Annotated in this window: 11 protein-coding genes; 6 read left to right on the top strand and 5 right to left on the bottom strand. The window is 75.3% G+C overall.

Annotation, left to right across the window (positions count from 1 at the left end; all coding sequences use genetic code 11):
• Position 1 precedes the first annotated feature (1 nt).
• Complete coding sequence (locus ACTXG6_RS39165; RefSeq protein WP_445184360.1) at positions 2–2,164, bottom strand: hypothetical protein; 2,163 nt, start codon at positions 2,162–2,164, stop codon at positions 2–4.
• Between the two features lie 197 nt (positions 2,165–2,361).
• On the opposite strand from ACTXG6_RS39165, the gene ACTXG6_RS39160 reads away from it, so the two are divergent.
• The gene (locus ACTXG6_RS39160) at positions 2,362–2,625 is read left to right on the top strand and encodes a hypothetical protein (protein WP_445184359.1); all 264 of its coding nucleotides are present in this window, start codon (positions 2,362–2,364) and stop codon (positions 2,623–2,625) included.
• An 81-nt stretch (positions 2,626–2,706) separates the two neighbouring features.
• Positions 2,707–4,101, top strand: coding sequence for a replication-associated recombination protein A (locus ACTXG6_RS39155; RefSeq protein WP_445184358.1), 1,395 nt, complete (start codon positions 2,707–2,709; stop codon positions 4,099–4,101).
• Positions 4,102–4,206: 105 nt separating this feature from the next.
• Here the strand turns inward: ACTXG6_RS39155 and ACTXG6_RS39150 are convergent, their stop codons facing one another.
• A complete protein-coding gene (locus tag ACTXG6_RS39150; RefSeq protein WP_445184357.1) occupies positions 4,207–4,839 on the bottom strand; it encodes a TIGR03086 family metal-binding protein in 633 nt (210 codons plus the stop codon).
• 52 nt (positions 4,840–4,891) lie between these two features.
• Between ACTXG6_RS39150 and ACTXG6_RS39145 the strand changes: the two genes are divergently transcribed.
• Entirely contained in the window at positions 4,892–5,332 is a 441-nt protein-coding gene (locus ACTXG6_RS39145; RefSeq protein WP_445184356.1) for a MarR family winged helix-turn-helix transcriptional regulator, read from the top strand.
• 9 nt (positions 5,333–5,341) lie between these two features.
• Here ACTXG6_RS39145 and ACTXG6_RS39140 read toward each other — a convergent pair whose 3' ends face one another.
• A complete protein-coding gene (locus ACTXG6_RS39140; protein ID WP_445184355.1) occupies positions 5,342–5,743 on the bottom strand; it encodes an SRPBCC family protein in 402 nt (133 codons plus the stop codon).
• Positions 5,743–8,970: an ATP-binding protein gene (locus ACTXG6_RS39135; RefSeq protein WP_445184354.1), complete on the bottom strand. Its 3,228-nt coding sequence runs from the start codon at positions 8,968–8,970 to the stop codon at positions 5,743–5,745. Before ACTXG6_RS39135 ends, ACTXG6_RS39140 begins: the two co-directional genes overlap by 1 nt.
• Before the next feature lie 153 nt (positions 8,971–9,123).
• Here ACTXG6_RS39135 and ACTXG6_RS39130 point away from each other — a divergent pair, with 153 nt between their 5' ends.
• Genes ACTXG6_RS39130 through ACTXG6_RS39120 form a run of 3 tightly spaced genes read left to right on the top strand, consistent with a single transcriptional unit; the run spans position 9,124 to position 10,906 of the window.
• Positions 9,124–10,179 carry a class I SAM-dependent methyltransferase gene (locus tag ACTXG6_RS39130; protein ID WP_445184353.1) on the top strand — a complete coding sequence of 352 codons (1,056 nt, stop codon included), beginning with the start codon at positions 9,124–9,126 and terminating at the stop codon, positions 10,177–10,179.
• On the top strand, positions 10,176–10,502 hold the full coding sequence (locus ACTXG6_RS39125) for a hypothetical protein (protein ID WP_445184352.1): 327 nt from the start codon (positions 10,176–10,178) through the stop codon (positions 10,500–10,502). The genes ACTXG6_RS39130 and ACTXG6_RS39125 overlap by 4 nt, the downstream gene beginning before the upstream one ends.
• Positions 10,503–10,546: 44 nt before the next feature.
• Complete coding sequence (locus tag ACTXG6_RS39120; protein WP_445184351.1) at positions 10,547–10,906, top strand: nuclear transport factor 2 family protein; 360 nt, start codon at positions 10,547–10,549, stop codon at positions 10,904–10,906.
• A 13-nt stretch (positions 10,907–10,919) separates the two neighbouring features.
• On the opposite strand, the gene ACTXG6_RS39115 is transcribed toward ACTXG6_RS39120, so the two are convergent.
• Positions 10,920–12,659: a DNRLRE domain-containing protein gene (locus tag ACTXG6_RS39115; protein WP_445184350.1), complete on the bottom strand. Its 1,740-nt coding sequence runs from the start codon at positions 12,657–12,659 to the stop codon at positions 10,920–10,922.
• Positions 12,660–12,771: the final 112 nt, after the last annotated feature.

The following is a 12,771-nucleotide window of genomic DNA, read 5'->3' as shown; positions in this document are numbered from 1 at the left end:
GTCAGTCGCTACTCCGGGCTCCCAGCCAGCGGCGGGTGAGCTCGTCGGCCTGGGCGAGTGGCATGGCGAGCACGCCCGGCGCCCCGGTGTCCTGCTCACCCCGGACGGTGGCGAGGTAGTCGTTCATCTCCTTGACCGCCAGATCGGCCTGCCCAGCGGCACCGTCGGCGGCCGCGGCCGGCAGCGCGCCACTGAGCACGGCGGCGACCCAGGCCCCGGCCAGGTCGAGCAGCAGCGCGAACACCGCCCGGTCCAGGCGGGGCGGTGGCCCACCGGGGCGGGTCCGGCTGCGGCGGTCGAGATAGGCGCGGGTCTCGGGGTGCTCGCGTACCTGGGCGGCGACCTGGACGGCCTCGGCGGCCCAGTCGGTGCGCAGCGCCGGGTCGAGGTCGCGGTCCAGCCCGACGGCCAGCCCGTGCAGGTAGCTCCGGTAGGCGACCCGCAGGCTGCTCCACCGGCCCTCCCGCTCGGCGGCCCGCTCCCGCTCCGGGGTGACCCGCTGCAGCAGGTCCAGCCCGCTCAGCACCTCGGCGGCGTCGTCGGACTCGATCAGGAACGCCGCGTAGTCGTGGTCCAGGTAGGTCCGCTCGCTCTCGTCGGCGATCAGCTGGTCGCGCAGCTCGCGGGCCACCTGCCACCAGCGGCGCATGTCGGCGGTCAACCGCTCGGTGCTCGGCTCGGTCACCACGCCCCGGCTGGCCGCCCGGCGCGCGTTGTTCAGGTCGAACAGCACGAGCTCGAGCTGCTCGACGAGGTCGGCCTGGCCGAACCCGGTGCGCGCCACCCGGTCGATCACCCGGTCCACCGTCGCCGCCAGCTCCGGGTAGTAGGCCACCGCGTTGCCCAGCGTCGCGTCGTAGGGGAGCTGGTAGCCGAGGCCGAACACGACCAGCCGGTCGCGCAGCGGGTCGTCGGTGTCCAGCAGCTGGCGGGCGGCGTCGACCAGCATGGCGCAGCGCTGCACGCACTCGGTGCGGTCCCGGCGGCGGCCGAGCGCGGTCATCCCACCGATCCAGCCGGCCGCCCGGATCGCGTAGTAGTGCGCGAGCAGCACCGCGCGGCGCCGCAGCAGGCTCTCCTCGACCCAGTCGGCGGGGTCCAGGCGGGGCAGTGCCATCACGCGTTCGTCGTCGGCCGGCTCGTCGGGGTGGCTCAGCTCGAGCCGGTCGGCCGTCACCGCGAGCAGCACCTCGATCTGCCGCTGGCGGGGCACCACGACCTCGGCGCAGGGGTTGCGGCCGGCCGGGCGGCGCACCCAGAGCCGGCAGCGCGGCGCGCCCGGTGTGCTGCCGGCCAGCTGGGACTCGCTGCTGTCCCGCAGCCGGACCAGCAGCCGCATCCGCGCCTCGGCGTCGCCGGTGCTGGTGTTCAGGCCGTCCTGCTCGAAGCGGGACAGCGGCAGCGGGCGCAGGTACGGCTTCTGGTCCGGGTCGGCGGGCACCGGCTGGCCGAGCGAGTCGAACAGCGTGCCGCGCGCGACCAGTGCGTCCCACAGCTGGTAGACCACGGCGAGGTCCCTCGGGGAGTCCCACTGCTCGTCCTTCGGCCAGCCGAGCTCGACCCTGGCCACTTCGCGCGGCCCGTCCTCGTCGGACTGGACCATCGAGGTGGGCAGCATCAGGGCGCGCTGGATGATGCCGGCCTGGACACCGTTGAGTACCAGCACGGGCTGGGCCTGGAAGACCTCCTGCAGCAGGCACTGCGCGACCGCGACCAGCAGCAACTGGTCGTCGAGTCCGGCGAGCAGGTGCTCCATCGCGGTCAGCACCGCGTCGGCGACCGGCTCGAGGACCCGGTTGGCGCCGGTGAGCACCAGGGCCGCCTTGGTGTCCGGGCCGTAGTTCGCCAGCGCGACGTTCGGGATCGGCAGGTACGCCACCTTCGACCCGTTGACCGCGACGAAACGCCGCCCGTCCCGGGTGAACGCCCCGCTGTCGCTGATCAGCGGGTCCTCGGACTTGGCGCGCACCGGAGCGCCCAGGGTGAGCTCGGTCATCGTCAGCTGCCGGTAGTCCGACAGCCAGGCGCGCCCCCCGCCGGCATCCTCGGAGCTCTCCGGATCGCCGGCGATGCCACTCAGGGCGGCGATCTTGCGCGCGATCCGCAGCTCCATCAGGCCGCGCGAGCCCATCTTCGCGGGTGGCATCTGGGCGGCGAGGTGCATGGGGGCGGGCCTTCCTGGCGGCTCCGGCGAGTGTGCCCGCCGACGCGGTCCATACGCAAGCTTCTGGCGATACGACACGTACTGACTGAATGTAGTCAACTTTTCAGTGGTTTTCACCTGTTAGGCAGATTTCAACCGAACAGGAGGATGCGACCATTCAGCTGCCCAAAGTGCACCTCCAAGAACGGAGGCCTCCCATGTGGACCTACTGGATGATCTTCGCGTACGGCTTCCTGGTCTTCGCCGCCTTCCTGGCCGGTCGATCGGCGGACGCGGCCCGGGAGCGGACCCTGCGCAAGCGCACCGCCGAGGAGGTGCGCCGGTTGACCGAGGAGCGCAAGCTGCTCGCCGTCGAGCGCGAGCGGTACCGGGCGGAGGTGCTGGACCGGCGGCGCGGGCGTTCCGGGCGCAACGGTGACGATGACCAGCCGCCCGGCGGCGCCCCGCCGATGGCGGCCTAGACGTACTCGTGCCGGTTTGCCGGCGCGCGAAGCGGCCGGTCAGGGCATGCCCTGACCGGCCGCTGGCGTAGCGTCGGGGCCGTGAGTGGTCCGACGAACGACGGTCTGTTCGACATCGATATCGACAGTGCCGCCTCCAGCGCCGCGGCCGGCGCCGGGTCGAGGCCCGGGTCCGAGCCGTCGGCCACCGCCCCGCTGGCCGTCCGGATGCGCCCGCGCGAGCTCTCCGAGGTGGTCGGGCAGGGGCACCTGCTGACCGAGGGCGCGCCGCTGCGCAGGCTGGTCGAGGGCGCCGCGCCGGCATCGGTGCTGCTCTACGGGCCACCGGGGACCGGCAAGACCACCATCGCGCGGCTGATGGCCGGGCACGGTTCGCGACACTTCGTGGCGCTGTCGGCGCTCTCCTCCGGGGTCAAGGAGCTGCGCGCGGTGATCGACGACGCCCGCCGCCGCCTGGACCGCACCGAGCAGACCACGGTGCTGTTCATCGACGAGGTGCACCGGTTCTCCAAGACCCAACAGGACGCGCTGCTCGGCGCCGTGGAGGACCGGCTGGTGCTGCTGGTCGGGGCGACGACGGAGAACCCGTCGTTCTCGGTGGTCACCCCGCTGCTGTCCCGCTCACTGGTGCTGAAGCTGGAGTCGCTGACCGACGCGGACATCGGCGTCGTGCTGGACCGGGCGGTGACCGACCCGCGCGGGCTCGGCGGCCGGGTCGGGGTGACCGCCGAGGCCCGCGAGCAGCTCGTCCGGCTGTCCGCCGGCGATGCCCGCCGCTCGCTGACCGTGCTGGAGGCGGCCGCCGACGCCGCCACCGCGCTGGTCGCCGAGGGGGCCGAACCGGTGATCGACGCCGCGACCGTGCGCACCGTGGTCGAGGAGGCCTCGGTGCGCTACGACCGGGACGGCGACCAGCACTACGACGTGATCAGCGCGTTCATCAAGTCGATCCGGGGCTCCGACGTCGACTCCGCGCTGCACTACCTGGCCCGCATGATCGTGGCCGGCGAGGACCCCCGGTTCATCGCGCGGCGGCTGATGGTGCACGCCAGTGAGGACATCGGGATGGCCGACCCGACAGCGCTGCCGGTCGCGGTGGCGGCCGCGCAGACCGTCCAGTTGGTCGGCATGCCGGAGGCGCGGCTGGCGCTCGCGCAGGCCACCGTCCACCTGGCGACCGCGCCCAAGTCCAATGCGGTGATCATGGCGGTGGACGCCGCGATCGCCGACGTGCGGGCCGGCGCGGTCGGCGCGGTGCCGCCGCACCTGCGCGACGGCCACTACGCCGGTGCCGCCCGACTCGGCAACGCGATCGGCTACCGCTACCCGCACGGCGTCCCGGAGGGTGTGCTCACCCAGCAGTACCCGCCGGACGAGCTCGTCGGCAAGGACTACTACCAACCGGCCGGCCGAGGCGCCGAGCGGGCACTGGCCGAGCGCGTCCCCAAGCTCCGCCGGGCCATCCGGGGCGAGTAGCGCGCACCCCCTTCCCGGCGGCACAGAGCGGGTGCCGGCCGCACAGGGGTTGTACGGGCTGTGCGGCCCGCGGCAGGTCTGTGCGGGCCGAGTAGGGGTGGCGGTCTAGCGCGGCGGGCGGCCGAGCAGGGCCAGTGCGCGGGGCCAGGGGTCGGTTCCGTCGGGGGCCGGGAGGGCGGGGGCGAACGAGGCACCCGGCTGCTCGCGGACCGGCCCGTCCGGGACCTGTTCGGCGATCCGCAGCGTGCTGGCGACCAGCTCGTCGTCCGGTCGGTAGTCCAGGCCCAGCGCGGTGGCCACGTCCCAGCCGTGCACCACGGTGTCCAGCAGGTGAAAGCCGATCACCATGGCGGCCGGGAACCGGAACTGCTCGCTGATCTCGGGCAGCAGCACCGGGCGCGCCAGGTCGGCCCCGTCGAAGGCCGCGGTGAGCCGGTCGGTGGAGGCCTTCCATTCGCTGACCAGGTCCGGTCCGGGCGGTCGGGGCGCGAACGCAGACACCGACACGTCGGCCTCGGTGCTGATCCCGGTGCTGATCCCGGTGCTGATCCCGGTGCTGATTTCTAGGGCGGCGGCGAAGCCGTGGTTCTGGCCGATCATGTGTCCGAGCAGGGCGGACAGGTCCCACGGCGGGCACGGCGTGGGGCGGGTCGCGTCGGCCGGGCCGACCCGATCGACCATGCCGGTGGCCAGCTCCAGGGCGCGACGGTGCAACGGGCGCGAATCAATAATCTCCATGAGTAGATTATCTACAGAGGTAGATGAATTGTCCAGCGGTTATGGTCCGTCCATGACCGGGCAGCGTCACGACCTCGGTGCCACCTTCGTCCGGCTCGGCCAGGCGATGGTGGCCGCCGAGCTGCCGGTGCTGGCCGAGCTGGGTGTCCAGATGTGGGACTACGTGGTGCTGGTCGCGCTGCGCGACGGCCCGGTGCAGTCCCAGGCCAGGCTGGCCGCCCACACGGGGCGCGACACGACCCGGCTGATCCCGATCCTGGACCGGCTGGAGTCGCGTGACCTGCTGCGCCGTATCCCGGACCCGGCGGACCGGCGGAACCGGATCATCCAGCTCACCGACGCCGGCACCGAGCTGGTGACCGCCTGTCAGAGTGCGATCCGCCGCCTCGAGGCGCGGCTGCTCGCCGATCTGCCCGAGGCCGAGCGGGCCGCGTTCATCGACACCCTGGAGCGGGTCGCGGACCTCGTCGCGGGCCGGCGGGGTGAGCGCTGACCCCGAGGCTCAGCCGGCCTCGACCTGGGCGAGCTGGGCGAGCCGGCCCAGTGAGGTCGTGATCACCTCACGCTGGCCGGTCAGCCGGTGCGCCTCCCGCTCGGGCAGCGCAACCGTGACCTGGATGAGGGTGCCGTCGCCGTCCGGGGTGAGTTGCCAGCTGAACTCCAGGTCGGAGATCTGACAGGAGATCGTCACCCGGCCCTCGGCGCGGCTGCCGCGCAACCGCTGCGGCATCGGGAAGTCCGGGTAGCCGGTCGGCCACAGCACGTACTCGTCGGGCTCGGTGGCGGGCGACTGCACCGTCTCCACACCGGCCCACCACTCCGGGAACCGGCTCGGGTCGTAGAGCAGCTTCCAGACCTCCTCCACCGGGGCCCGGGACCGCCCGCTCAGCTCGAAGCCAGGCATCAGCTCACCTCACCGCCGTGGTCGCCGAAGTCGACGTGGTCGACGTGGTCGCCGAGGTCCGCGAGCTCCGCGCACACCCTGGCCAGCTCGCGGTCCGGCTCGACCAACCCGACCACCGGCGGCCGGCCCAGGTCGACCAGGTTCGCCAGGTGCGAGTCGCCGAGCCGGGGTGGGCGCAGCCGCCGCCAGCCGGCCGCCGCCTCGCGCAGCCGGGCCCTGGCCACCGCCCGGTCGCCGCGGGCGCGCGCGACGAGGCCCTGCACCCGGGCCGCCCGGGGCACCAGCGCCCAGGCCTGGTCAGCGGGCCCGACCGGCTCGCAGACCGCGGCGCGCAGCTCCAGCTCGGCCCGCTCCGGGTCACCGGCGGCGGCCAGCGCCTCCGCCCTGGCCAGCCGCGCGGCCGGTCGGCTGAGCTCGGCCCCGGCGTCCAGCGCGTCCCCGAGCAGCGCCGCCGCCTCGCCGAACTGGTCGGCCGCCAGCGCGACCAGGCCGGCGTCGTACCAGGTCAGCGCCTCCAGCGGGGCGGAGTCCAGTCGCCGGGCCAGCTCCAGTTGACCCCGCACGCACGCGGTCGCCTCATCGTGGCGACCCAGCCGGGACAGCAGGTGGGTGCGCGCGGCCAGGCAACGAACGGTGAGCATCGCGATGCCGTCGACGGCGGCGATCGCGCGGTCCGCCATGGTCAGCGCGCCCGCCAGGTCGCCGCCGGCGGCCAGTACGCAGGCGGCGTTGACCCACGCCCCGTACGCCAGGTCGGGTCGGCGCGCCGCTACGGCGGCCGCCCCGGCGCGGTCCGCCACCGACCGACACTCGTCGAACCGGCCGAGTCTGATCAGCGCGTGCAGCCGGACCCCTTCGAGGTCGGCGGTGGTGCTGGCATCCGGTTGCGGCAGCAGCCCGGTGACCTCGTCGAGCAGCCCGTCGACCAGTGCCGGGTCGCCGGCCGTCGCCTCACCCCAGGCCACCCCGAGCAGCGCTTCGGCCCGCACCGCGGCGTCCGGCACGGCCGGCATCAGCTCCAGCGCGGTGCGGTAGGCGGCCAGCGAACCGGCCGGGTGGCACATCACCCCGCGCAGCAGCCGCCCGCGACGACACCAGGCGGCGGGTGTCTCGGCCGGGGTCAGCAACCCGAGCGCGGTCTGCCAGGCCCGCTCGTAGTCGGGCACCCGGCCCAGCCAGGCGTGCACCTCGCCCAGCTCGAGCCAGGGGCCGGCGGCGGCCGGGGCGCAGCGCGTCGCCTCGGCCCAGAACGCGGCCGCCTCGGGCAGTGCGCCGACCGAGCGGGCGTGCCCCGCGGCGCGGCACCAGCGGGGCGCGGCGAGGTCGTCCCGGTCCGCCCGCCCCAGCAGCCGCGCCACCTCGGCGTGCCGAGGCTCGGCACCGGGGGTCACATCGGCGCCCAACGCGGTCTCCGCCTCCGCCGCCGCCTCCACCGCGAACGCCAGCCGCAGGTACACGGCGGTCGGGTCGGCCAGGTCGGCACGGGCCGCCTCGGCCAGCAGTGCGTGCCGGAACCCCAGGGCGCCACCGCGGCGACGCAGCAGCCCGCTGTCCAGCGCCCGGTGCTCGGCGGTCGCCCGGTCGGTGAGGCCGAGCGCGGCGATCTCGCAGGGGCGCAGTTCCCGGCCGGCCACCGCGACCGTCTCGGCCAGCTCGCGGGCCGCCGAGGGCAGGGTGCGCAGGCTGGCCCGCACCCCGGCGCGCAGGCTGGGCGGCAGCTCGTCCCGCCCGGCCGCGAGTGCCCGCGCGCTCTCGACCGCGAGCAGCGGGTTGCCGTCCGCGGCGTCCACCACCCGCTGGACGTCCCGCTCGGGCAGCGCACCGGCCCGACTGCGCACGATCGCGACGACCTCGCGCTCGCTGAGCGGGCGCAGCTCCAGCTCGGTGACCGGCACCGCCGCGCCGATGAGCTCCGCGACGACCGCGTCCGCCTCGGGCCGTTCCGGGCGGTCGCGGCGGGTCAGCACGAACAGCACCGGCAACCGCGCCAGCCGCCGGCTGAGGTGCGCGCACAGGGCCATGCTGGCGCGGTCGGCCCGGTGGACGTCCTCGGCGACCAGCAACAGCGGGCGGTCCTCGGCGGCCCACTCCACCAGCCGCAGCACCCCGTCGAAGATGCGGACCCGCTCCAGCTCGGGGGCGGCGACCGGCGTCGGCGGCCCGGGTTGGCCGAGCACGGCCGCCAGCTCCGGCGCCAACCGGCCCAGCTCGCGCGGCCACACAGCGTCCGCCGGTGGCGGCGGCACCGCGTGCGCCAGTTCGCGGGCCAGCTCCAGCCACACCGCCAGCGGCGCCTCGCCGCCGATGTCGATGCCGGCGCCGACCGCGACCCGACCGCCGGCATTGTCGGCGCGCCGGGCCAGCTCGGTGACCAGCCGGGTCTTACCGAGGCCCGCCTCGCCGGTGATCAGCGCGACCTGGCCGGCCCCGGCCCGCGCCGCCGACCACGCGGCGGTGAGCGCCGCGAGCTCGCCGGCGCGGCCGAACAGTGGCCCTCGGGGCGGTTCGGCGTGCACGTGCGCGGGGGCCTCGGCCGGTCCGGCGCGCAACCGGGCCAGCGCCGCCCGGGTCGCCGCCCCGGGCGCCACCCCCAGCTCGGTCCGCAACCGCGCGGTGAACTCCTGACCGGCCAGCACCGCACCGGCCCGGTCACCGGCCGCCGCCAGCCGGCGCAGCAGCGCGCGGTGCGCCGGCTCGTCCAGCGGGGTGGCGGCGCAGCGGCGACGGGACCAGCGGACCGCGCCGGCCACGTCGGCGGCGGCGTCGGCGCGCTCGGCCAGCCGGTCCAGCAGCTCGACCTGCCGGTCGCGGTGCGCGGCGCGTGCCTCGGCGGCCCACTCGTCGTCCAGGCCGGACAGCACGTCGGAGGTGGACAGTGCCTCGGAGGTGGACAGTGCCTCGGTGGCGGCCGCGTCGCCGTGGGGGGTGCCGGCCAGCTCGGCGAGATCGGTGCACACCAGCTCGGTGCTCAGGCGCACCGAACCTCGCGACGCGACCACCGCGTCGCCGCCGAGCGCCCGGCGCAGTGACCAGAGCGCGGTGCGCAGGTTGGCCCGCGCGTTGTCCCGGCCGGTGTCCGGCCACAGCGTCGCGGCCACCGTGTCCCGGTCGCCCGCGTCGGGCCGCAGCGCCAGGTAGGCGAGCACCCGCGCGGCGGAGGCGGGCAGCGGCACCTCGGCGCCGTCCCGCTCCACGCGCAGCTCACCGAGCAGGCGCACCCGCAGCACGAGCCGACGATAGCGGCGGGTGGCCCCAGGCGGTCTCCGCCGAACGGAGGTAGTGGGTCGGCCCGTTGACGCTGGGTTGACGGTGCGCGGACGGGGTCCGCCGATGCTCAGCCCCCTGCCCGGTGTCCGACCCACAACCACCAGGAGCACGTCATGGCAGTGGACGAACAGCGTTTGACGGAATTTCTCGGCCGATTCGTCGGCGACCTCGGGGCGACCATGGCCGCCGGCAACATCGTCACCGGCCACCGGCTCGGGCTGTACCGGGCCCTCGCCGAGGGACCCGCGACCCCCGAGGAGCTGGCCGACCGGGTGTCCGCCGACCCGCGCTACCTCACCGAATGGCTGCGCGGGCAGGCCGCGGGCGGTTACGTCGACTACGACGCGGCGTCCGGCCGGTTCGGCATGAACGCCGAGCAGGCCTTCGCGCTGGCCGACCCGAACGGACCGGTGTACCTGCCCGGGGCATTCGTGCTGGCCCTGGGAGCGCTGCGCGCCGAGTCGCAGATCACCGAGGCGTTCCGCACCGGCGCCGGGATGGCGTGGCACGAGCACCACACCGACGTGTTCACCGGTACCGAGCTGTTCTTCCGCCCCGGCTACCTGGCGAACCTGACGTCGAGCTGGCTGCCCGCGCTGACCGGCGTGGAGGAGAAGCTGCTGGCCGGCGGGCGGATCGCCGACGTGGGCTGCGGGCTCGGCGCGTCCACCGTGCTGCTCGCACAGCGGTACCCGGACGCGGCGATCGTCGGCTCCGACTACCACGAGACGTCGATCGAGCTGGCCCGCAAGCGCGCGGCGGAGAGCGGGGTCGGCGACCGGGTGAGCTTCGAGGTGGCCTCGGCACAGGCGTTCGCCGGTACCGGCTACGACCTGGTGGCCACCTTCGACTGCCTGCACGACATGGGCGACCCGCTGGCCGCCGCTGGGCACATCCGGCAGGCACTGGCCGGCGACGGCAGCTGGCTCATCGTCGAGCCGTTCGCCGGGGACACCGTCGAGGAGAACCTGAACCCGGTCGGGCGGGCGTTCTACTCCTTCTCCAGCTACCTGTGCGTGCCCAACGCCCGCTCCCAGGACGGCGGTTACGCGCTGGGCGCCCAGGCCGGCGAGGCGGCGATCCGCGAGGTCGTGCTGGCCGCCGGGTTCCGCGAGTTCCGCCGCGCCGCGCAAACCCCGTTCAACCTCGTGTTCGAGGCCCGGCCGTGAGCGGCGGCAGCGCCGTGTCCGGGCCCGGCGCTTTCGTGCAGATCTTCGAGTTCAACACCGACCGGATCGCCGAGTACGACGGCATCCAGGACCGGTTCGCCGAAACGATCGGCACCGCGCGCACCACCCGGTGGTCCATCCTCGCCGCCGACCGGGACCGGCCGGGCCGCTACCTGGCGGTGGTCGAGTTCCCCGGCTACCCGGAGGCGATGGCGAACTCCGGCCATCGGGCCACCGCGACGTTCCTGGCCGAGCTGCGCGCGATCTGCGACGGCGAGCCCGAGTTCCGCAACCTCGACGTCCGCCAGTCCCGTCCCTACTGACCGCCCACGAGAGCACCGCACCACCAACCGTCAGGAGAACAGCCATGACCGCCACCGCCACCATCGACATGACCGCGTTCCGCCGGGCCATCGAGAGCTGTGACGCCACCGCCCAACTGGCCGGGTACGCGGCCGACGCCGAGCTGACCATCGTCGACCGCGACCACCCGCCATCGAACCCCACCGTCCTGCGCGGCGCGGAGCAGATCGGCGCGCTGCTGCACGACATCGCGGGCAGGGACATGACGCACCAGGTGACCGACCTGATGGCCACCCCGGACCGGGTGTCCTTCGTGGAGCACTGCCGCTACGCCGACGGGACAGCGGTGCTGTGCGCCACGGTCGCCACCCTGCAGGACGGGCTCATCACCCGCCAGCTCGCCGTGCAGGCCTGGGACGGCTGAGCCCGGTCCGGGGTCACGGCGCGAGGGTGACCCCGAGCGCCGGGACGTTCGGGCCGGCGCCGGAGCTGAACCGCTTCCAGCTCAGCGGGTCCGACTCGTTCGCGGCGCGCAGCAGCACGGTGCCGCTGCTCGCGCCGGCCTGGACCCAGCCCTTCACGAGATCGGTCAGGTCGACGCTGGTCCAGCCGGGCTGGCAGTGCGCGTCGTGCCCGTTCGTGGCGGTGCTGCTCGCCCAGGCCCGGTCGCCGGCCGGCTGGTTGGCCCACCGGGTCGCCGGTCCGACCGGCGGACTGGCCCAGACCTCCCAGCCACTTGCCTGGCACGACGACGACCAGTCCGCGTACAGCCGCAGGGTGGCCGCCATCACCCGCTGACCGCGCAGCCGGGACAGGTCCCAGGACAGGAAGCTCCTGGCCACCGAGTGGCCGTCGTAGCTGCCGAGCTTGATGTCGGGGTCACCGGAGAGATCGCTGCCGGGCACCGTGCTCTGGACGGTCGTACTGAACGGCAGGCTGAGCTGGCCGGCCGCGGTGGCGACCACCCGGCTCAGTACCCCCTTGGCCGCGATCGCGCCGGGCGGCCCGGTCATGAGTTCGGGCGTTGTGGCCGCCGGCAGCGCGTCGGCGGTCGCACCGGGATGGGTGACCCGCAGGGTGAGCGGCGCGACGGCGGGCGCGGCGGTGGGCGTGGCGGCGGGCCTGGCCGTCGGCCCGGCGACGGGCGTGGCAATCTGCCCGGCGACGGGCGTGGCCGGAGTTTGCGCGCCGCCGGCGCTGGCGGCGGGAGTGGCGGGCGAGGCGGCGGGCGCCTCGGCCATCGGTGCCGGCGGCAGGATCGAGGGCGGCGCCGGCTCGGCGGCCGCGACCGGTGGGGCGGCCGGTGCAGGCGCGACCGGCGGGGTAGCGGCCGGAGCCGACGCGACCGGTGGGGCCGCGGCGGCCGCCGGCGCGGGATGGCGGGCGGCTCCGGGCGTGGTTGCCCGCCCCAGCGGGGTCGAGGTGCCGGTCACCGACTCCAGGGTGGCCACAAAACCGGTCCGGGTGGCCTCGATGACGAGGTCGGCGCCGGGCCGCGCGTTCGGGTAGACGGCACGGCTGCCGGTCAACCGGGGTGCCGGCAGTGGGGCGTTCCAGGGCAGCGCGATGTTGCTGCCGTCCGGGCCGCGGACCGCCGCCGCGTCGGCCGGGTGCCCGCCGCCGGAGAGCCACAGCGTGTCCGGGTGCGCGATCGGCCGGATACCGCCGTCCGGATCGCGGTGCAGGGTCAGGTCGACCGGCAGCCACGCGGCGCCGCGGTGCAGCCGGATCGGCCCGCTGGAGAACACCACGGTGCGTGCGCCGTCGGGGTGCCGGAAGGCGGTCACTGTCTCGCTGCGCTGGTCCGGGATCTCCACCGGGCGCGGGCCGGCCACCGGGCCGGCGACCGTCATCGACTCGGGGCCGGGCGCCGGACCGCCGGGCGCCGAGGCGCCGGGTGCCGGACCGCCGGGCGCCGAGGCGCCGGGTGCCGGACCGCCGGGTGCGGCCGGAGCGCTCGCAACCGGAGTCGGCGCCGGAGCACCGGCCACCGGAGCGGGTGCCACCGGAGCGCCGGCCACCGGAGCGGGTGCCACCGGAGCGGGTGCCACCGAAGAGGGTGCGGCCGGAGCACTGGTCGGTGGCGGCCCGGGGACAGGCGCGGGTTGCGGCCCGGGCCCGGTCGTGACGGCCAGGGACAGCAGCAGGCCGACCACAGCGCCGGCGCGTTCGAGCACGGTCCCAGGGTGCGGCTACAGCCGGTTCGCACCAAGATCATCGCATCGGCGGGTCCGCCTCGGTTTGCCCGCTCCGCCCGTTCGAGTGGATCTCGACCTCCACCGGGTCGCG

The organism is Pseudonocardia sp. Cha107L01 (genome assembly GCF_052566575.1).
This window is presented reverse-complemented; position numbering and strand designations above follow the sequence as displayed.